Below are 20,939 nucleotides of genomic sequence, written 5' to 3'. Positions count from 1 at the left end.
CTTACCGCAGTCAGTTCCGCAGACGCGACATCGGGTCATGCGCCGGGCGCCTTCAACTCAGGCAGAATATCTTCAAATCTCTGGCCGGCGGCATATGATCCAGCCCATCCGATCTTGATGCCGATGGGATCTTGAAAATTGAAGTACCGGAACTGCATCGACCAGCGCGGGCGGTTGGAAACGTTGGCCCCGGACTGATGAAGAGTCAGAAAGTCCATCAAAACCAGATCGCCCGGATTCGTACACGGTGCCACGATATCATACTGAGCCAAGTGCTCGGCTTCGCTATCGAGCCGCAACGCATAGGCCCCCGATTTTCCAATTCCACCGTCATCCTCATAAACTGGTACGAGGCCCCCACTGTGACTTCCCACCGCGATCTGAACCGGCCCCATATCGGGGGTCATCTGCAAGAGCGGCGACCAGAAGACCATTCCGTCGACCGAGCGAAGTTGGGCCGGGAACTCTTGATGCCACAGAGCGCGGAACTTGTCCTCGGACGGATTGTCGATGCGGATGCCATAGCCTCCCGCAGCAAGCCCAGGCACTGAGCCGCTGCGCAGCGCCTTGAACACCTCGTCGTTCCGTGCGGTCGATACCAGCCGGACGAAGGCGGGGATTTGCTTGATCGCGTCATAGACCTCGCCGCCCCAGGCTCGATTCTCGCGAATCAATGCCGGATACCCCAGCGTCATCGCCTCTTCATGCGTTCCGCAAGGGGCCGACACACGGTACTTCTTGAGCATCAGCTCAACGATCTTGCGAATGCCTTCTTGAATAGGAGCAATATCGTCGGAAACATTATAGAACTCGGGGATCAGAGTGTATCCAAGATCCCGAAACTCGGCGACATTGGTTTCAGTCGGTCGGGACATCGCTGTTCTCCATCTTTGCCAAGCGCTCACGCCATGGGGTTAGGCCGGGTCGCAAATGCGTGTGCGCGGCATCGCCGCGCGCCCCGATCAGGTCTAAGGCCGTTACATAGGGCGTGAACGCTGCGCCATGCTGTGGCCACGGCACTGGGTTGTATTCCATGTAACTGACGGCCACGCCAGCCGCATCGAACGCCGAATGATCAATGTAACGAGCACCGCCCGCACCGGAGATATAGTGAGTCCCGCCAACGGACTGCACGAGTGCCAACACGCGCCGCCATGACTCGCCTCGGACGTCCATCCGGGAGGTGCGGGCCCGGTGCGGCGGAAGAACGTTTAAGGCGCGCGCCTGTTCTTCCGCCGAAGCAATCAGCAAGTCACATAGATCGGTTTGCTTCTGCGCGCGGTCGAACAAATCTAGTGCTGTTTTCCGGTGGGGAGCGTACTTCAGCGATGTCTGAAGTAGCGAGCGGTGGGAGATCGCCCACTTATCGCCCTTGGGCCTGAGGGCAACTATCTGCTGGGATGTACCCTTCCCCTCAAGCGGGATGGTCATCCACTTCGTACCGGATCGGGTCCTGACTTGGATGCGATTAGTGAACGAACCTTTCGAGAATTGTGCATCATCCAGCCACAGAAACACATCCGCCAGCTTCATCATCTCCATGAAGCCGGCCCACGGGAAGTACATGGGCTGGGAAATGGCGACCACAGTCATGAGCTGAGCAATGTCTCCATGATCAGCGTGTCATGCATTCTGGCGCCGTCATCATAGTGATCCACCAGCGTTCCAACTTCCCGATAGCCAAGAGAGCGGTATAACGCCACGGCGGGAGCATTGCCGGCCATTACCTCCAGCATGAGTTTGCGCAGCCCCAACTCGCGCGATGCAGCCGAAAGCTCGATCATCGCTGCGCGGCCTATGCCCTTGCCGCGCGCGTCTTGAGCAAGAGCGATACCAAGCCAGGCAAATCGACCGCGGTGATGAAACCCGCTGAGCTGCACGTAACCAAGACACGCGTCGTTCCGAACATCAGCGATCACCCACCAATGTCCCTCGTTGCGCCGGGCCAGCCATGCCTCGAAATCATGGGACCCACCTGCCGAAGGATAGGCCAAGAGCTGATGCTGAAGCGTCTCGTCCGCGCGTAGGGCCGCGAGAGTCCGATGGTCTGCGTCGGCAACCTTACGCAGGCGGATCAAGGCTTCACACATTTCAGATAGCCGCCGGGCGAAGACGACAGCACCAGCTTGCCATTAAGCGTCTCGTCTACCAGAAATCGGTCGGTCTCGGCCATGTAGTCGTCGCGGGCTGACAACGGATCGTTCCCTTTGAAGAGGATTTGCGAGCGATTTTGCGGCGTGTCCTCTTCGGTCATATGCCCCACAAGCGTATCGGCCACCACCATGTAACAGCCCTCTGTGACCATCGGTCCGTAAGCGCGGAGTTCAGCCAGCACATGGGCGCGAGAATGATCGGAGTCGAGGATTGCCATGACCCGTGAGCCTTCGGGAATCAGATCCCGGACCTGTTCCAGCGTCGCGTCGTCCCAAGACCCGCCTTCGATCAACTTCACCCGGTCCGCGAACGGATGGCTTTCGATAGCTTCGCGGTTATGCGCGCGGATGTCGATATCCACACCGATCACGAATCCATCACCACCCAAAAGCTGCAGCATGGCAGCCTGAAAAATGACCGACCCGCCCCGCGCAACGCCAGTTTCGATGATCACATCAGGGCGCGTCTTCCATATCACTTCCTGCGTTGCGATGATATCTGCGGGCATCTGGATGATCGGTAAGCCCATCCACGTCCACAGATACGAGTAGTCGTACCGATCGAGATCCGTCAAAGTTTCGGTCGCACGCTTGAACGTCGCGCCGTCTTTTCCCAAAGCGCGGGCCTGCGCCTCGGTGTGGGCTTTGAACTCGGCCCGATCATCGTTAACGATCATAGTGCTCCTCACGTTACTTGTTTCGCAGACCCTAACAAAACGCCATTGATGCGCAAGGACAGGACCTTTTTTGCCTGACAGAACGTCACAGTGAGCCAGCGGATGCTGACCTGCCGCCAATTAATTGCGATATGGCGCGAGGCCTCCAAACACCACCGCCCGCACACGGGCGTCGGCGGGCTTACGCCGCGGGAAACTTCAACCGGTCAGAGAAGGACCAAACCCGGAACAGACTTAACTTCTGAACGAGGACAATCCGAGTAGCAGGTCGCTGTTTTAACTTTTCGGAGAAAATCCATATTTGGATTTTGCAGCCTGTCTAATTCGATATTCCCAGGGCAGAAAAATCTTGGTTGGGGTAGTGACTTGAAAGTCTTAAAATATGTTCTCTCGCGTGAGGGTTCAGATTCATCCCTCGGCCCGATACACCAATATTCTTCCGGATTTTCCCTTTCAAGGCCTTCTCCACGGCTCTATCTATATCATTACTTGATGCCGGAAAATTGAAGAATTCTAGTACTCCTTGAATTTTTTGTTCCGGGTTTAGTCGAAGATCTTCATAGCCTATGGAGATTTTATTATCTACGGATTCCCATGACAGAAAGAAATTAAAATACCAAGGTGCAACGTGATGAGCAATAAAAAGTTCAAGCTCTGAGTCGCTGGCTGCGGAGATATCAGAAGGCGCAAATGCCATTGGACCAACGGAACTCTCGTTGCGCATATGGTCGCGAAGGCTGACGCAGGCATCAAAGATGTTCCGGGTAAGAACGATTGGTTTCAGATTGAATCGCCGGATGGCCCAAGCAGTAGCCTCACTGTATCGAACTGATGTTGAGTGGCATACTTGGCAAACCAGTACTTCTGCAGTTGGCGTCGTTCGAGCTCTTGTTCTCTGCGGCCATGCTGAGGCACTAGCACAGCGCGTTTAAAGCCAGGAAGCGACGCGAGCGCTTCGGTCAGGAATGTGCTTCCTGATTTTGGCATACATGCTACGAGGAAGTGGGCAGTTTGATAGCCCGGCAGGTATTCATAGAGTGCCATAGCGACAGGCCGCAGAGATACTCCGAAGACGCAATTCGGACCGGATATATAGGATGTGGAAGCGCTTGATCATCCGCTAAGAGATAGCCCTGCCTTGTCGTTAGTAAAAGGATCAACGATAAGAACTAGCCGGTACGGGTCCTACGAAGTTGTCGCGAAGCCGCGGGAGGTCGAGCCACTTGCCGGGCTACGACCGACCAAGAAAATCCAGCGACTGACCTCTAAAGCTCCATTCTCTGCCGCTCTGCGAGCAGATGGTCGAGCGGCGGCAACTTTCCCGCGCCGCCGATCTGGCCTACGGCGAATGCGCCGCAGGCAATCGCCAGGTCCAGGCATTCCGGCATCGGCTTCCCTTTCAGCCAAGCGCCCAGAAACCCCGCGTTGAACGCATCTCCCGCGCCCGTGGTGTCCACCAGATCGGCCTTTTGTGCGGGGCGGTGATACCGGGCGGCATCCGCCGGGCGTATCTCGGCGCCATGGGGCCCCTGCTTGACGATGGTCGCCACCCGCGGGGACATCGTTATGCCATTGCGGGTCAACTCCCGCGCCTCGGCCTCGTTGGGAAAGAAGAGATCCACCCCGGCGATGATCTCCGACAGGCCGGGTTCCGTCAGGCTGCGTCCGTCCCATGAGCAATCCAGCGACACGGTCATGCCCATGGTGCGGGCCTTGCGGATCAGGTCGGGATGGTCGCGCGCGGTCGTGATCTCGCCCAGATGCAGGTGGCGCGCCGCGGGCAGGGGGCCGCCCAGTGACAGGGCCGCGCCCGGTCGGCGGGTGACAAAAGCACGGTCATCCCCGTGGACAAGCGCCGCGGTGATCTGCGGATCGGTTCCCGCAGGGGCGGTATCGCAAAGCGCACCCACCCGGTTGCTCGCCATTTCCGCCCGCACCACGCTGTCGAAAGGTGCCGCCGGCAGGGTGCCGATCAGCGTGGTCTCGTGGCCCAGCGCCGACAGATAGGCCGCGGTGATATAGGCCCCGCCGCCGGCGCGGAGCGCCAGTCCTTCGGCGAACACCTCGCGGCCCGCCGCCGGCGCGTCGTCCAGACGTGTGAAGACCAGATCGCAATAGATCCGTCCGGCCGTCAGAATGCGCAGGGGCGCGTTCATGCAAGCGCCTCTCCGCTGGCGGCATCGAAGACATGCAGGTTCCGCACATCGAGATCGAGGGTGATCCGGTCGCCTGCCGCCGGCGGTGTCCGGCCCGAGGCGGAAGCGATGATCTCCTTGCCGTCCACATCCACGTAAACCAGCGTTTCCGATCCCAGCGGTTCGGCCACGGAGACGACGCCCGACAGCACGCCGCCGCTTTCCACCACGTGAAGATCCTCGGGCCGGATACCGATGGTCAGCGCCTTGCCGTCGGCTTTGGGGCCGGTGGCAAGTGCCGCGCCGGTCCACAAGGTCACGCCTGACGCGGTCCCGCGCCCTTCCAGCAGGTTCATCGACGGCGCGCCGATGAATTGCGCCACGAAGGTGTTCGCCGGCGCGTGATACACCTCGGCCGGGCTGCCGATCTGCTGGATATGCCCGTCCTTCATGATCACGATCCGGTCGGCCATGGTCATCGCCTCAACCTGGTCATGGGTTACGAACACGATCGTGCTGCCCACCCTGCGGTGCAGTTTCTTGATCTCCAGCCGCATCTGCGTGCGCAATTGCGCATCGAGATTGGACAGCGGTTCGTCGAACAGAAACACCGCCGGGTCGCGGACCATGGCCCGCCCGATGGCGACCCGCTGGCGCTGTCCGCCCGACAGCTGGTTGGGTTTCCGGTCCAGATACTCGGTCATGCCCAGAATGCCGGCCACCTCCTCGATCCGCGCCTCTTTCTGCGCGCGGGTCATCTTCGAGGTGCGCAGCCCGAAGGCGATATTCTTGCGCACGGTCATATGCGGATAGATCGCGTAGTTCTGGAACACCATGGCGATGTCGCGGTCCTTGGGCTCCAGATTGTTCACCACCTGCCCGCCGATCTCGACAGTGCCCGAGGTCACTTCCTCAAGCCCCGCGATCATGCGCAGCGTCGTGGATTTGCCGCAGCCCGAGGGGCCGACAAAGACAACGAATTCGCCGTCCTTCACATCCAGATTGATCGAATGCAGAACCTCGGTCCTGTCATAGGTCTTCACAAGGTCGCGCAGCGCAAGATTGGCCATTTAGCTGGGCTCCGTCAGGGTGTGAAAGGCGGCGGTCAGGGCGGCGTCTGCCTCTTCGAGCCGCCGGGCGCGGGTATCGAGCGCACTGCGATGGGCTGCGGCATCCCGGGCGTAGCCGTCAAGGGCCGCATCCAGCGCCGACGGGGCAGGGCCGCCGAAGACCGTGCGCCGGGCGATGAAGCTGTCGATCGCCACGGCGTCGGCAAAGGCCGTTTCGTCGAACTGGGGGTACCGCCCGATCAGGGCATCGAATGCCGCGACAAAGGCGTCATACCCCTCGCTGAGCGGCGCCCCCCGCGCGATGACGCCCTGAGCCGTTATGGCGGCGATCTCATGGGCCTGACGGAAGGACAGGCCTTCGGCGCGTACAAGGGTATCGGCCAGCTCGGTGATGGTCACGCAGGCCGCATCGGCATGGGCGCGCACCCGCGCCGCCCGGATCGAGCAGGCGGGCAGAAGCGCGGTCAGCAGGGCGATCACCCGGCCTCCCGTCTCGAAGGCGCCGTAGCCTGCGGCCTGCACCTCGCCCTCGCTGTCGTTCATATCGGTGAAAGGGGTGTTGTGCATCGTCATCAGCATGGTGTCGCAGCGACCGACGGTGACACTGGCCAGATGGCGCAGATGTTCGATCGGCACCGGATTGCGCTTTTGCGGCATGATCGAGCTGACCTGAACAAGCGCGTTCGGCACGTAAAGCTGCCCGACTTCGAAGGCAGACCAGAACGCCAGATCCTGCACCACCCGCCCCAGATGCAGAAACGGCAGCTTCAGGGCCGAGTAGAGCCCGGTGATGTAATCGACACTTGCGATGCAGCCATAGGAGTTCTGCTTGGGCCCCGCAAACCCCAGCAGCCCGGCCACCCGTTCCCGGTCAATCGGAAAGCCCGAGGTGGTGATGGCGGCCGCACCCATCGGGCAGAGATCAAGCGCGTCCCGCGCCGCCTCAAGCCGCGTGATATCCGCCAGAAGCACCTCGATCACCGCGGCCAGATAATGGCCGAAGCTCGTGGGTTGGGCCGGTTGCCCGTGGGTATAGGCAACGATCGCCGTTTCCCGCTCGTCCCGCGCCTTGCCGATCAACGCCTCCGTCAGGTCCAACAGGGCGGCCAGCATCGCATCGGTGCGGCTGCGCAGCGCCATCTTGAACGCCGTATGGTCGATGTCGTTGCGGGAACGTGCGGTGTGCAGGCTCCCCGCCAGATCGGCGCCCAGACGTTGCTTCAACTGCTCCTCCACGAAGAAGAAGTAATCTTCATGCTCCCCGGAGTAACTCAGCGCGTCCAGATCGGTCTCCGCGTCGATCCGGGCCAGCGCGCCGGCGATGCTGGTTCCGGTTTCGGCATTCAGAATGCCCGTCTCCACGAGCATCACCAGATGCGCCCGGTTGATCCGGGCCATATGGGCGGCGTAATGGGTTTTGACCCCCTCGAAGAGCGGCGCCAGAACCGTGTCGCGGTAGACCGGGTCGGGAAACGTGGAGCAATCCTTCACACGCATATCCTTATCTTTGCTTCATGAATTTGGCGGGAGTGCGAGGGGGTGACCCCGGTTCCCGCCAGCGATTGAGTGTCTGCATATGGTCCCGGGGAGGCCTCATCCCTTCAGCCCCGCCATCACGACGCCGCGAATGATGAAGCGCTGGAAGATCAGGAACACGACCAGCGTCGGCAGCGTGGAGATAGCGGCCCCGGTCATGATCAGCTCCCAGGCGACATCGGCCTCATCCCCGAAGGAGGAAAGCCCCACCGGCAGCGTGTAGAGCGCGGTATCCGTCGTCGCGATCAGCGGCCAGATAAACGCGGTCCAGTTGCCCAGAAACACGAAGATCGCAAGCGCCGCCAGCGCCGGTTTGACCAGCGGCATCGCCACCGACCACCAGATCTGCAACTCGTTCAGCCCGTCGATCCGCGCGGCCTCCAGAAAATCGTCGGGTACGGTTTCGAAGAACTGTTTCATCAGGAACACCCCGAAGGCGGTCATCAGCCCGGGGAACATGATGCCCCAATAGGTATCCAGCCAGCCAAGCTGCTGGCTCATCAGATACCACGGGATCACCAGCATTTCGGTCGGGATCATCAGCGTCGACAGGATCGCGATGAAGATCAGGTAGCGCCCGCGGAACTTGAACTTGCACAGCACATAGCCCACCAGACTGTCGAAGATCAGCGTCGAGATCGTGGTCAGCGTCGCGATGATCAGCGAGTTCAGAAACCACGTGTAGAACCGCCCGTCCTCCAGAACGTAGGTGTAGTTCTCAAGCGTCGGTTCTTCGGGGATCAGGTTGAGATTGTAGACCTCGAAGGAGTATTTCAGCGAGGTCGAGATCATGTAGACCAGCGGCATCACCATCAGAACGCCGCCCAGAAACAGCAGCGCCCAACGGATGAATTGGGCATAATTCCGCGGCGGTTTCGGCCGGTCGGGGCGCAACAGCGTTTCCGAGGACGGCTTGATCCGGATGTCTTCGGCAATGGCCATCAGCGGTCCCTCAGAATGCGCAGCTGCACAAGGCTCACGATCAGCAGGATCACGAACAGAACCACGGTCTGGGCCGCCGCCGCTCCCATTTGGCTGCGCCCGCCAAAGGCCGTTTCATAGATCATCAGAACCAGCGGTTTGGTCGAGTTGAGCGGCCCGCCGGGGTTGTTGGTGGTCATGTTGAACACATGATCGAAGATCCGCAGGAACCCGATCGAGGAGAACACGACCAGAAAGACGATGGTGGGTTTCAGCAGCGGCAGCGTGATCTCCCACAGCATCGTCCAGTTGGAGACGCCATCGACACGGGCGGCCTCGTAATAGGTCGGCGGGATCGCGCGGAGCCCCGCCATGAAGATGATGACCTGAAAGCCGAGCCCGGCCCAGACGGCGGGGGCCAGAACGGCGGGCAGGGCGATGGAGGTGGATTGCAGGAATTCGATCTGCGGGATGCCGAACTGCGCAAGGAAATTGTTGAACACGCCGATCGGGACCGGTTGATAGAACCATCGCCAGACCCACGCCATGGCCACGGCCGACGTCATGAAGGGCAGGAAATAGAGCGCGCGGATCGTGCCATGCATGAAGCGCACCTTGTCCAGGTGATAGGCCACGAAAAAAGAGATCACGAGGCTGATCGGCGTACCGATGATCAGATATTCGAACGTGTTGACGAAGACGATCCAGAAGACCGGATCGTTCCACAGATCCACGTAATTCTCGAACCCGACCCATTCCCGGCTGCCCAGGAGGTTCCATTCCTGAAAACTCAGCACAAAGGCGTTGCCGGTAGGGTAGAAGCGCACGACCACGTAGAAGACGATGGGCACGGCCAGAAAGGCCCAGGCCCAGACCACCTGTTTCTGCCGGATGCTGAGCCGGTGCCAGCGGGCCGAAAGACCGCTCCTGGCGCCGGGCGACATGTCGTCTGATTGAGAGGTGTCGGCCACGGGTTGCGATCTCCGGCAGGTCAGGAAAAGCAGGGCAGGGGGCGGGCCCGTCCGCGACGGTGCCCGCCCTTGGGTCCGCGGTCACTCGCCGTAATAGTCGTCCAGCAGAGCCTGTTCGGCTTCGGCCGCGGTGGCGAGGCTGTCGGCGACGGAGGCACCTTGCAGCTGCACCCGCTCAACCATTTCCACCATCAACTGGCGCTGCGCGCTTTCATCGGCAAAGCGCGTGGTGTTGGCATAGGCCAGCCCGCGGATGAACGGCCCGTAGACCGGATCATTGGCATTCTCGTCGGTCATGCCAACGGCTTGACGTGCAGGCAGTTCTCCCACGACTTCCAGCCAGATCTCCATCGCCTCGGGCGAGGTGATGTATTCCATGAAGAGGACGGCGGCGTCGTATTTCTCGCCTTCCGCCTGACTGGTGATCGCGTTGACCCAGTAGGAGGAATAGTTCGACCGTGTCCCGTCGGAACCGGCCGGAAGCTCCGCCACACCCCAGTTCAGCCCGCGCGTGTCGTTGAGCGCGCCGATGCGGAACGAGCCGTCGATATGCATGCCCGCGCGCCCGGCCCGGAACGCCGCTTGCGGCTCGTCCATGAACAGAACCTGGGTGACGCCATGTTCTTCCTGAAGATCAGTGTAGAACTCCAGCGCCGCCCGCCCGGCATCGTCATTATAGGTGACGGTCCGGTAATCGTCGCTATAGGGAGAGCCGCCGAACTGGCGCACCAGAACCTCGCGGAACCAGTGGTGATCCTGCGCGGTCATGCCCGTGGTGATGCCCACTTGTGTGATGTTGCCCGCCCCGTCACGTTCGGTCAGCGCGGCGGCGATCTCGACCAGTTCGTCAAGCGTTTCGGGCGGGCCGTCGATGCCCGCGGCCTCGAACAGGCGCTCGTTATAGAACAGCGCAAGGCTGCGCACGGCGGTGGGAAGGGCCCAGTACTGGCCATCCTGTTCCATCGCGGAAACCATCGGGAAGAACTCCGCCTCGATCTCGGCGGGCGAGAAGACATCCGCCGGCAGCGGCTGGATCAGGTCGGCCTCGACGTAGTCATTCAGCCAGCCGTAGAAAAGCTGTACCACATCGGGGCCTTCGCCGGCCGGGATCGCGGCGGCGACCTGCGTTCTGTAGTTGGCGTAGGGGAAATGGGTCATGGTGACCGTGATGTCGGGGTTGGCGGCCTCGAAATTCTCGATAAGTTGCTCCATCGCGGTGACGCGGGCATCGAAGAAATACTGCCAGTATTCGATTTCGACCTCTGCCATGGCGGGGGCGGCGGCAAACAGTGCTGAGGCCGAAACGGCGGTCGCGGCGACTGTGGTCCGAAGTCCGGAAAACATTTTTGGAAACTCCCTGTTGTTGTCGGCTTGCGCGAAGCATGCACCGTATCCGCGATTCGAGCGCGGGGATGATTCAGGATTAAGTCAAACCAATTGAGTTATCAAGCAAGTTGAGTTAATCCCGGAGGCATGAGTCTGCCTCTCCTGCCCCCCGGATCGAATGCCGAACGCAGCCGCGCCTATAATCGCGGGCTGGTTCTGGGCCATGTGCGGCGCGCCGGCGCCTCGGGCCGGGCCGAGATCGCGCGCGCATCGGGGCTGAGCACGCAGGCGGTGAGCAACATCATCGGAGAGCTTGTGGCGGAGGGCTGGCTGTATGAGGCCGGGCGCCGGACCGGCGGGCGCGGGCTTCCGGCCGTGACCTATGCCATCGACGGGGCGGCGGGCACCGCGTTCGGTATCGAGTTGCGCCCCAATGCGGTGCTGTGCGCGCTGATCGATCTGGACGGGCGGGCGCTTTACACCGATCGCGTCGCGGTCTCGCGGGCCGATCCCGGTCATGTCGTCCAGCTGGTGAGCCAGCTTCTCGAACGTGCCCTGTCCAACAGCCGCACGAAGGTCGCGCGGGTTCTGGGCGCAGGCGTTGTGATGCCCGGGCCCTTCGGCAAGACCGGGCTGTCGGGCTTCTTGACCGAATTGCCCGGCTGGGAGGGGCTTGACGCGCAGGCCCTCTTTGCCGAGGTGCTGGACATGGCCGTGACCGTCGAAAACGACGCCAACGCGGCCGCCATGGCCGAACGTGTCTCGGGGGTGGCGGCGGGGCTGTCCTCCTATGCGTTTCTCTATTTCGGCACCGGTATCGGCCTCGGGCTTGTGTCCGGGGGCACGATCTTCCGCGGCGCGTTTGGCAATGCGGGCGAAATCGGCCACGTCCCGGCCCCGTTCGAAGGCGGGTTGAAACCGCTTGAGGAAATCGCCAGCCGGATGGCGTTGACCACGGCCTTGCGGCGCGCGGGCGAAGCGGCGGAAACCGTGACCGATCTCGACCGGCTTTTCGAACAGCGCCACCCGGCGATGATGGCCTGGATCGAGGGCGCGCGCCCGGCCCTGTCCCATGCGGTTCACATCGTCGAGAACCTCTACGATCCCGAAGCGGTGATCATGGGCGGGGCCTTGCCCGCAAGGCTCTTGCAGCATCTGACCGACACCATCCCGCTGCCATCGCTCTCGGTCTCCAACCGGGCGGATCGAAACTGCCCGAGGCTTCTGGCCGGCACCGCCGGTCGGATGACCGCGACCCATGGGGCGGCCGCCCTTGTCATCAATCAGACCCTCACGCCCAGCCTTGGGCTGGCCACCTGAAAGACGTGCCGATGCCCACCACCGACCAGTCCCGCATCATGGCGGAAGCCGCGACCCCCCTGATCGCCCGGATCTGGCGCGCGCTTCAGCCGCTTCGCTCGGTTGTCGGGTTCATGAACACGGGCGCCCATCCCGATGACGAAACCTCCGCGATGCTGGCCGTGCTGGGTTTGCGGGACGGCATCAATCTCAGCTTTGCCTGCGCCAACCGGGGCGAGGGCGGGCAGAACGATATCGGGACCGAAGCAGGTTTCGACCTGGGCACCATCCGCACCGCCGAGATGGAGCGCGCCGCCGAGATGCTCGACATGCGCCTCTACTGGCTGGGTCAGTCCCCGGAGGACACGATCACCGATTTCGGGTTTTCGAAATCCGGCGACGAGACCATGGCCCGCTGGGGCCGTGACCGGACGCTGGCCCGCTTCGTCCACATCCTGCGGATGGAGCGGCCGGATATCATCTGCCCCACCTTCCTGGATATTCCGGGCCAGCATGGCCACCACCGCGCGATGACATCGGCCGCCCATGAGGCGATGGAGCTTGCCGCCGATCCGGCCTTTACCGGCAGCGACCTGCCGATCTGGCAGGTCTCGAAGCTGTACCTGCCGGCGTGGTCCGGGGCGGGCGGCTCCTATGACGACGAACTGCCGCCGCCCGACGCCACGCTCACCATCGACGGGCATGGCACGGACCCGGTGCTTGGAACCAGTTACGCCCGCATCGCGCAGCAATCGCGGGCCTTTCACCGCACCCAGGGTATGGGGCGCTGGATCCCGCCTGGGGCGGAGACCGACTGGCCCCTCCATCTTGCAATCAGCAAGCTCGGCCCCGATCAGGGGGCCATCACCGACAACCTGCCGGGCGATCTGCAGGATCTGGACCCGGCGCTGGACACCGCGCAGATGGCCATCGATGCGGCCTTGGCGGCATTTCCGGACCGAGCCGGAATGCTGGCGGCCGCCGCCCGCGCCCATGCGGCGCTGGGTCAGGCGCAGACCGATCCGCTCCATGCCCACCGGATTGGGCGTAAACAGGCGCAGCTTGCGCGCCTGATGCGGCTTTGCGCCCATCCCGACATCCGCGGACGACTGGCCGAACCGAGGCTGACGCCGGGCGAGAGCACGACGCTGACGGTCGAACGGCGCACGGCCTGTTTCGGGCGCGCGACGGTCACGCCGGTCCTGCCCGACTGGATGGACGGCAACGGCGAAGAGCTGCGCCTGTCCCGTGCCGCGCCACCGAGCGACCCCTATCCCGACAGCTACGATCCGCTTGCGCCGCGCGCGCCGTCTCTGGCCGTCACAATCGAAACCGACGGGATCGCCGCCACCTCCCACATCGCCCTTGAAACGCCGCTGCTGGTCGCGCCGTCGGCCCGCGCGGACCTGTCACGCCACGCCGCGATCCTCAATCTTGCCCGCCCCGGGCGCGCCATCGAGCTGAGCGTTTCCAACATCTCCGGCGGCACGCCGCGCTTCGATCTTCCGGAGGGCTGGACACAACGCTGGACCGGTCCGCAGGTTGCGCTGGACGCGCCCGAGGACGTCGCCGAGGGCCTGTACCACCTGCCGCTCCTGCTGGACGGGCAACCGGCGCATGGCATCCGCGTCTTCACCCATGATCATATCGCCCCACGCCTGCGCAGCACCCCCGCGACGCTCAGGCTGCGGGTTGCGGATATCGCCGTGCCCAAGGCCCGCATCGGCTATATCGGCGGCGGGAACGACCGCGCGGCGGAATGGCTGGCCGCCATCGGCTGCGACGTGACAGACCTCGGCGATCAGGCACTTGCATCGGCCGATCCCTTCGCCGGCTACGACACGATCCTGATCGGGGTGTTCGCGATCCGCTTCCGCCCGGTCCTGGCGCGCCACATGCCGGCGCTGCATGACTGGACCCGGAACGGCGGCAATCTTGTCACCCTCTATCACCGGCCGTGGGACAATTGGGATGCGAAAACCACCGCGCCGTCACCTCTGGAAATCGGTCAGCCGTCGCTGCGCTGGCGCGTCACCGACGAAACCGCGCCGGTCACCTATCTGGTTCCGGACCACCCGCTTCTGACCACCCCGAACCGGATCGCGCCCGGCGACTGGGAGGGCTGGCACAAGGAGCGGGGGCTTTACTTCGCCAAGTCATGGGACAAGGCCTATACCCCGCTTCTGGCGATGTCCGACCCGGGCGAGAAGCCGCTCCACGGCGCGCTCGTCTCCGCACGGATCGGGCAGGGGCGGCACACCCATCTGGCCCTGATCCTGCACCACCAGATGGCCCAACTCGTGCCCGGCGCGTTCCGTCTCATGGCCAATATCGTCACCCCGGACTGACCGCGCCCGTGCGGGGACGCGACCCGGCTTCCACGCGGGCTTTTACCGAGGAATGTGGTTCTTGTCGGGCTGTTTCAGGCTGGTGGGCCGCTAGATTTGCGAATGTCTTCCTGCCGCACGACGGACTCCGCCATCACATGAAGTGCATGAAGGTGACCTTCAGAGATGGTGGGTCGCGGAGTTCGTAGTCGATGAGCAAGTCGTTGGTGATCACGTAGAGACGACCCTTGTAGGGCAGCACGTCACGTTCCACCGGCTCACCGCGCCGGTTCGTGAACCGTCGGAGGTAGGACATACCTTTGGCGAGGTCCGACACAGGACGCTTGCCGCTAGCCCGCTTCGGCGGGAGCGGCTGGGAACGCGCATCGGACTCGGTATTGTTCATCAGCATCTTGCAGACGCTAATACCGTGCGATTGGGGCGAGAGTTTGGCGTGTCGCCCCGGCTCTCTCTTGCTGTTTTAGTTTTTCGGCAGCTTTAGTCTCTCCCGGTAAACGTCAATGCGCTTGCGAGACCTGTCGACTACATCTTTGTAGAAAATGAGTTCAGAATAAAGCTGGCCAATTGCAACTTGAGAGGTTGGCTCTTTTATGTCGCTCGTGTTGAAAAAGCCATTTGCGCCGGGCAGCTTATTGTAACCCTGAAGTCGTATCGGATTGACGGTATCGCCTATCAGGTATCCGTAGAATTTTTTCAGCCGACCATTCGATTTTGCTGCGAGCATAGTCGCATACTCAGTCAAATCCCCAACGTGCTCGTCAAGGCTGACACCGGGCGATTTGAATTCTACGATGACGACAGAACCTTCTTCGTGAAACAGGGCGATGTCGGGTCGACCTGCACTGTTCTCGTCGGATATCTTCGCAAGCATCTTGCTTACCTCTTCGTCGATATCGGCATCGAAAAGGTTCTGACCCCCATCCCACTTGATCTGGCTAAGAGGCTTATCTGATGCAATGTAGTCGTAGTAATGATATTCCTCGCTCAGAAGCCACACATCGTGATCGGAAACCTCATCACTATCTTTCCGCATCGGAAAGAAAATGTTGTGAATGAGGGCTTCATTGCGACGGCGTTTCCCGTCCGGGAGACTTGACTGCACACTCAAGCCCTCGTTCACGGCCATATCTAGCACGTCAATGAGGTTGGCTCTCCGCACCACAAGTTGGGAGAGGTTGGCCATGTCGATGGTTTTGAGCGACGCGGCATACTCCCAAGAAAGATCGTCGATCTTCCGCCTGAAATCATCGCTGTCGGGCTCAAGGTTTTTAATCGCATCCCTCATCGCCATTAGGCTCGATGTCTCGTCTACGACCTTGACTTGAAGATTGGTTAGCGCCCGTTTTGCGACCTCAATCGGCGTATCGCCGAAATTGACACGTGTTTTTGAGTGGGAAAGCATTTCCTCCGACACGCCGTAGTCGTGCGCGACATCAGCGACGATCTTCTCGCGCGACCAGTCAGGCGGTGTGATGAGTTCCTGCACCTTCTCATCCAGTACGACGTAAATATCTTCGAACGTAACCTGGATTCCTTCAAAAAGTGAGCTGGTCCCGGAAAACTGGACAGTGAGCTAAGGTGTATCCCAACGACGAAGGGATATGACGATGGCGCGGAAGCGACGGAAGTTTACGGATCATTTCAAGGCCCAGGTGGCGCTGGAAGCGCTGCGTGGTGACAGGACGGTGCAGGAGATCGCGGGCGCGGCACGGGCTGCTGCCGACACAGGTGAGTGCCTGGAAGAAGCAGGCAATGGAGGGCCTGTCGGATGTGTTCGCCGGAAAGGCGGGTGGCGCGGTGGACCGAGAAGCGGAGCTGAAGGATCTGCACGCCAAGATCGGGAGGTTGGCGGTGGAGAACGATTTTTTAGCCAAAGGGCTCAAGACATGAGCCCCTGCCGTCGCAAGAATATCGTCCAGCCCGATCATCCGCAGCTCAGCCTGAGCGCGCAGTGCCGCATCCTGGGGATCAGCCGGTCGTCGCTGTATTATCGACCCGTGCCGGTTCGCGACGACACGCTGGCATTGATGAAGTCGATCGACCGGTTGTTCACGGCCTATCCGTTCTTCGGTAGCCGACAAATGGTTGCGATGCTTAAGCGTGACGGCCTGTCGGTCGGGCGGCACCGGATCCGGCGGCTGATGCGTCGAATGGGGTTGGAGGCGGTCTATCGCAGGCCAAAGACCAGCCAACCTCACCCGGCGCATCCGATCCATCCCTACCTGCTGCGGACCATGACCATCGACCGCCCGAACCAGGTCTGGTGTGCTGACATCACGTTCGTTCCAGTCAGCCGTGGCTACCTTTACGTTGTGGCGATCATGGATTGGGCGACGCGCAAGGTGCTGTCTTGGCGGCTTTCGAACACGATGCACGCGGACTTCTGCGTCGAGGCGCTGAACGAGGCGATCCGTCGCCATGGCCCGCCCGAGATCGTGAATACCGACCAAGGTAGCCAGTTCACCGGGTCAGCGTGGATCACGACTCTGACCGAGGCCGGGGTGCGGATCAGCATGGACGGCCGCGGCCGCTGCATGGACAACATCTTCATTGAACGGCTTTGGCGATCGATGAAATATGAAGCCGTCTACCTTCAGGATATCGCGGATGGCTTCGAGGCTGGGCGGGTCGTCGACAGTTGGATCGACTTCTACAACCGCCAGCGCCCGCACTCGGCACTTGGTCTGAGGACCCCCGATGAGGCATACTTAGTGAGGATCGAACTGACGAAAGCGGCCTGAATACACAACCCGATATACCTTAGCAGGGCCGAGAAACTGTGCAGGATACTAGGACCAGCTCAAAGGTCGCCCGAACCTTCTGACTCTGGGATTTTGTCGAACCCATCCCGTTGCTCGTTCACGCCGTCGTCGAGTAGGTCTCCCTCAACGAGGACAATGTGAAAGTGTTTGTCGATTGGATTGTTTTGCAGTGTTTTCGTTTTGAGGTATCGGCTCGTCACGAGTTCGACGATTGATGCTTTCGCGCAGAGGCCAATGATATTCATTGGCAGTTCGTACTGCTCTGCAGGAAGTTTGTAGTGCGTAACCGAGAAGTCTGCTGAAATAGATTCCTCCCCCTCGACATGTTTTGCAGTAATCGTTGATTTGGAGGTATGCTCAGGGATATCAGAAGGTCGCAATTCCGCCGTGGTAATTGTGCCGCCAAGATCGCTGCTAAACTCGATCAAGAAATCCCCTAGCGCTTCCTTTAAGCTGACGAACCTCTGCAGAAGATTGAATAGCACGTGCAATTTGATCTGACTGGCGGGCAGCAGCCGCTGTATGTCTGTTGCTGTCAGAATCCTTTCGCGAACCTTTGGGGCAATCTCGGTCAATCGTATCATCGTCCCGATCTCGCCAGAGGCGCGCTCTTCGATCTTGAAGTCTTCCTCTTCGATGGCCTTGCGGTCTTTTTCTTCATCAAGTCCGATATGAAAAAGCCCAGTGTCGGTTTTGTAGATTGATGAAATCGCAATCGCCGCAAAATGATGAAAGAACTGAACCCGCCCGGTTCCTTTGCACTTTCCAATGCCCGGGATGCTCAAGTCGTCTTTGTAGGAGGTATCCTTGGTCAAGAAAGCTTTGAGTTGTTCAGGACCCAGCCCGCATCCATTGTCCTTACACACGATCTCGAGATCGTAGTCATTGCCGAGAAGGTCAGCCTGAGTCGCCTTGACGGAAAGCTGCACTTGAAACGGTACTTCGGCAGTTTCATCGAACTGGCGGATGAGAAAGGCGTCAATGGAATTAGCGAGCAGCTCGTCAACCACGACCAGCGGATTTGAACTGATCCGAGTGTTTTTCAGGCTTCCGCGGATGTCGAGTGTCAATTGGCGTCCTGCTCTTTTCATCGAAGGCTTTCCTGACGTTATCGGGTTCCTCACCGATCTGGTCAATGGAGATAGGGGAACAGAGGGTGGGAACATAACAGGAACACTGTGCTTTGGGCAAGAGTGTCGTCGCTGTGTTTGGAAGATCGTGTTCGGTTGCCGCCGCTCACCAAAATGTTGCATCAATGTTGCATCGACGAGCGCAAACGACAAGAGCCGCCACGATGGGTGGCTCTTATCGTATTGTTATCTCTGAGAGATTTTGGCTCCGGCGGTAGGGATCGAACCTACGACCAATTGATTAACAGTCAACTGCTCTACCGCTGAGCTACGCCGGAACTGAGCGCCGATATAGCAAGCCCGATTCCCCGCGTCCAGTGGGGCAATGCGAAAAAACCGAGACGGTCGTCACCGCAGGGCAAAGGTGGCCTTGGCATTCATCGGTCCCAATGGCTCAACCAGATTTCGCTCCGTTAAATCAATGAGATGGGCGAGAATGTTGCGTTCGGCCATGGGCAGGAGCGCGGCGGGCGTGTCGGTGTAGATCCGGCCGGCCAGCGCGGCGGTGTCGGCAGGCGCCCGGCTGAGCGCGTCCATGATCGCGGTTTCGCGGGCCCGGCGATGGGCCACCAGCGCCTCACATCTGTCTTGCGGTGCCGTGACCGGGTCTCCGTGTCCGGGATAATAGACCCTGTCGCCACGCGCCCGCAGCCGGGCGAGGGAGGCGTAAAAGGCGGTCATGTCGCCATCGGGCGGCGAAATCAGCGAACTGGACCACCCCATGACCAGATCACCGCTGAAGAGCGCCCCGGCCCAGCCAAAGCTCAGATGGTTGGCCATGTGACCTGGGGTTTCCAGCGTTTCGATCTGCCAGCCATCGCCATGGAGCAGGCTGCCATGGACCAGTTGCCTGTCGGGGACGAACCCCTCGTCGATCCCCTCTCCGCCGCCGATCCGGTCGTCGCGCGCCAGCGCCTGCATGACCGGGCTGCGGCCCCAGTCGCTTGGCCCCGCCGCCAGAACCGGCGCGCCGGTTGTCTCGGCCAGCGGGCGGGCGAGGGGGGAGTGGTCCAGATGGGAATGGGTCACCAGAATATGCGAGATCCGCTGCCCCGGCTCCAAAGCCTCCAGAATGGCGGCCAGATGCGACATGATCATCGGGCCGGGGTCGATCACGGCGATATCCGTGCCGCCGATCAGATAGGTATTGGTGCCCCGCCCGGTCATCGGCGACGGGTTGGGCGCAACGATCACGTGCAAACCGGGTTCCAATTCCGTGGCCGTCATCCGCTTGTCCTTTGCACCGCCGCGCGCCCCGGGTTAGATGGGCCATGATGTTCGGCTGGCTCAAGAGATTCATGCCGCGGGGGCTTTACGGCCGGGCCGCATTGATCCTGATCGTGCCGATCGTCACGTTGCAACTTGTCGTCTCGGCGGCGTTTCTGCAACGTCATTTCGAGGATGTGACGCAGCAGTTGACCGCCGCGCTGGTGCTCGATCTGCGCTATATGCTGGCCCGGTGGGAGCGGGAGGGCGGGCAGGCCGCAGCCGACGCGGCGGCGTCCCTGCAACTCAGGCTCACCGGCGATCCGCCGCCGGAAGAGGACGCGCGGCTGTTCTATGACCTGTCGGGCCGCAAGGTCATGGCCGAGTTGCAGGCGCGCGTGCCGGAAGTGACCTGGATAGATCTGGCCGAAAACGACAGGCTGGTCCAGATCGGTCTGATCACGCCCGATGGCCCGGTGGAGGTCGAGGTGATGCGCGGGCGCGTGTCGGCTTCCAACCCGCATCAATTGCTCGTGCTGATGCTGTTCACCGGGCTTCTGATGACCGCCATCGCCTATTTCTTCCTGCGCAATCAATTGCGCCCGATCCGGCGGCTGGCGCGCGCGGCGGAGGAGTTCGGCAAGGGCAGGGTGGTGTCCTACAACCCGCGCGGCGCGCTGGAGGTGCGATCGGCGGGGCGCGCCTTTCTGGACATGCGCAACCGTATTGAACAGCAGATCGAACAGCGCACGATGATGCTCTCCGGCGTCAGCCACGATCTGCGCACCCCTCTGACGCGGATGAAGCTTGGCCTCAGCCTGCAGGAGAGAACACCGGAGATCGAGGCGCTGGAACGCGATGTGGCCGAGATGCAGGTGCTTCTGACGACGTTTCTCGATTTCGCCCGTGCCGATGCGCTGGATGATCCCGCCCCGACAAATCCCAAGGATCTGGTCGACCGGATCATCGAGGATGCGGCCCGCGGCGGCGGTACGGTGGAGCTGGTCGCGCCGGACGATGTTCCGCAGGTGGAAATCCGCCCTCAGGCCGTGCGCCGTGCCCTTGGCAATCTGGTTTCGAACGCGCTGCGTTATGGCCATCATGCGCGGGTCACGCTGCATGTTCTGGATCATGCCGTGCGCTACACGGTGGAAGATGACGGCCCCGGCATCCCCCGATCAGCGCGCCGATGCGTTGCGCCCCTTTGCCCGGCTGGATGAGGCGCGCAATCAGGACAAGGGGACCGGCGTCGGGCTTGGTCTTGCCATCGCCAGCGATATCGCACGCAGTCACGGCGGCACGCTGCGGCTGAGCCAAAGCGCCGATCTCGGCGGCCTCAGGGTCGATCTGGTTCTGGCGCGTTAGGCCTGACCGTGCCGACGGTTCCGCTTTGAAATCTGCCCCA

General features: G+C 61.4%; 17 protein-coding genes, 1 tRNA gene and 2 pseudogenes. 4 read left to right on the top strand and 16 right to left on the bottom strand.

Features of this window, described 5'->3' with window-relative positions; translation table 11 throughout:
• Positions 1-35: 35 nt before the first annotated feature.
• The 11 genes from ACQ651_RS08525 to ACQ651_RS08475 all read right to left on the bottom strand — a co-directional run bounded on the left by ACQ651_RS08525 (position 36) and on the right by ACQ651_RS08475 (position 10,807).
• Complete coding sequence (locus ACQ651_RS08525) at positions 36-875, bottom strand: phytanoyl-CoA dioxygenase family protein (RefSeq protein WP_375552077.1); 840 nt, start codon at positions 873-875, stop codon at positions 36-38.
• Positions 859-1,593 (bottom strand): WbqC family protein, encoded by a 735-nt coding sequence (locus tag ACQ651_RS08520; protein WP_430449030.1) that lies wholly within the window; start codon positions 1,591-1,593, stop codon positions 859-861. The genes ACQ651_RS08525 and ACQ651_RS08520 overlap by 17 nt, the downstream gene beginning before the upstream one ends.
• Entirely contained in the window at positions 1,590-2,078 is a 489-nt protein-coding gene (locus ACQ651_RS08515; RefSeq protein WP_375552079.1) for a GNAT family N-acetyltransferase, read from the bottom strand. The genes ACQ651_RS08520 and ACQ651_RS08515 overlap by 4 nt, the downstream gene beginning before the upstream one ends.
• The gene (locus ACQ651_RS08510) at positions 2,075-2,830 is read right to left on the bottom strand and encodes a cephalosporin hydroxylase family protein (protein WP_430449029.1); all 756 of its coding nucleotides are present in this window, start codon (positions 2,828-2,830) and stop codon (positions 2,075-2,077) included. The genes ACQ651_RS08515 and ACQ651_RS08510 overlap by 4 nt, the downstream gene beginning before the upstream one ends.
• Before the next feature lie 319 nt (positions 2,831-3,149).
• On the bottom strand, positions 3,150-3,614 hold the full coding sequence (locus ACQ651_RS08505; protein ID WP_430450319.1) for a sulfotransferase domain-containing protein: 465 nt from the start codon (positions 3,612-3,614) through the stop codon (positions 3,150-3,152).
• Positions 3,615-4,095: 481 nt separating this feature from the next.
• A complete protein-coding gene (locus ACQ651_RS08500; RefSeq protein WP_430449028.1) occupies positions 4,096-4,986 on the bottom strand; it encodes a carbohydrate kinase family protein in 891 nt (296 codons plus the stop codon).
• Positions 4,983-6,035, bottom strand: coding sequence for an ABC transporter ATP-binding protein (locus ACQ651_RS08495; RefSeq protein ID WP_227288028.1), 1,053 nt, complete (start codon positions 6,033-6,035; stop codon positions 4,983-4,985). Before ACQ651_RS08495 ends, ACQ651_RS08500 begins: the two co-directional genes overlap by 4 nt.
• Entirely contained in the window at positions 6,036-7,532 is a 1,497-nt protein-coding gene (argH, locus tag ACQ651_RS08490) for an argininosuccinate lyase (protein ID WP_430449027.1), read from the bottom strand. It abuts the gene before it with no gap.
• 96 nt (positions 7,533-7,628) lie between these two features.
• Positions 7,629-8,513 carry a carbohydrate ABC transporter permease gene (locus tag ACQ651_RS08485; RefSeq protein WP_227288026.1) on the bottom strand — a complete coding sequence of 295 codons (885 nt, stop codon included), beginning with the start codon at positions 8,511-8,513 and terminating at the stop codon, positions 7,629-7,631.
• Complete coding sequence (locus ACQ651_RS08480) at positions 8,513-9,463, bottom strand: carbohydrate ABC transporter permease (RefSeq protein ID WP_227288025.1); 951 nt, start codon at positions 9,461-9,463, stop codon at positions 8,513-8,515. The genes ACQ651_RS08485 and ACQ651_RS08480 overlap by 1 nt, the downstream gene beginning before the upstream one ends.
• Positions 9,464-9,544: 81 nt before the next feature.
• Complete coding sequence (locus tag ACQ651_RS08475) at positions 9,545-10,807, bottom strand: extracellular solute-binding protein (RefSeq protein ID WP_430449026.1); 1,263 nt, start codon at positions 10,805-10,807, stop codon at positions 9,545-9,547.
• Between the two features lie 129 nt (positions 10,808-10,936).
• On the opposite strand from ACQ651_RS08475, the gene ACQ651_RS08470 reads away from it, so the two are divergent.
• The gene (locus ACQ651_RS08470) at positions 10,937-12,109 is read left to right on the top strand and encodes an ROK family transcriptional regulator (protein WP_227288023.1); all 1,173 of its coding nucleotides are present in this window, start codon (positions 10,937-10,939) and stop codon (positions 12,107-12,109) included.
• 11 nt (positions 12,110-12,120) lie between these two features.
• Entirely contained in the window at positions 12,121-14,436 is a 2,316-nt protein-coding gene (locus tag ACQ651_RS08465) for a PIG-L family deacetylase (RefSeq protein ID WP_430449025.1), read from the top strand.
• Between the two features lie 133 nt (positions 14,437-14,569).
• Here ACQ651_RS08465 and ACQ651_RS08460 read toward each other — a convergent pair whose 3' ends face one another.
• Together ACQ651_RS08460 and ACQ651_RS08455 are read right to left on the bottom strand one after the other, a co-directional pair.
• Positions 14,570-14,821 (bottom strand): hypothetical protein, encoded by a 252-nt coding sequence (locus ACQ651_RS08460; RefSeq protein WP_430449024.1) that lies wholly within the window; start codon positions 14,819-14,821, stop codon positions 14,570-14,572.
• A gap of 75 nt (positions 14,822-14,896) precedes the next feature.
• On the bottom strand, positions 14,897-15,922 hold the full coding sequence (locus ACQ651_RS08455; RefSeq protein WP_430449023.1) for a hypothetical protein: 1,026 nt from the start codon (positions 15,920-15,922) through the stop codon (positions 14,897-14,899).
• Between the two features lie 121 nt (positions 15,923-16,043).
• Between ACQ651_RS08455 and ACQ651_RS08450 the strand changes: the two are divergent.
• A pseudogene (locus ACQ651_RS08450) lies at positions 16,044-17,177 on the top strand (IS3 family transposase).
• 59 nt (positions 17,178-17,236) lie between these two features.
• Here the strand turns inward: ACQ651_RS08450 and ACQ651_RS08445 are convergent.
• The 3 genes from ACQ651_RS08445 to ACQ651_RS08435 all read right to left on the bottom strand — a co-directional run bounded on the left by ACQ651_RS08445 (position 17,237) and on the right by ACQ651_RS08435 (position 19,555).
• Positions 17,237-18,268: a hypothetical protein gene (locus ACQ651_RS08445; protein WP_430449022.1), complete on the bottom strand. Its 1,032-nt coding sequence runs from the start codon at positions 18,266-18,268 to the stop codon at positions 17,237-17,239.
• A 263-nt stretch (positions 18,269-18,531) separates the two neighbouring features.
• Positions 18,532-18,606: transfer RNA gene (locus ACQ651_RS08440), tRNA-Asn, on the bottom strand.
• Between the two features lie 70 nt (positions 18,607-18,676).
• Entirely contained in the window at positions 18,677-19,555 is an 879-nt protein-coding gene (locus ACQ651_RS08435; protein ID WP_430449021.1) for an MBL fold metallo-hydrolase, read from the bottom strand.
• A 47-nt stretch (positions 19,556-19,602) separates the two neighbouring features.
• Here ACQ651_RS08435 and ACQ651_RS08430 point away from each other — a divergent pair.
• Positions 19,603-20,899: pseudogene (locus ACQ651_RS08430) on the top strand (ATP-binding protein).
• Positions 20,900-20,939: the final 40 nt, after the last annotated feature.

The organism is Rhodophyticola sp., from assembly GCF_965284195.1.
In the GTDB taxonomy this organism is placed as follows: Bacteria; Pseudomonadota; Alphaproteobacteria; order Rhodobacterales; family Rhodobacteraceae; genus Rhodophyticola.
The sequence above is the reverse complement of the archived record's forward strand: the minus strand, read 5'-3'. Positions and strand labels throughout refer to the sequence as shown.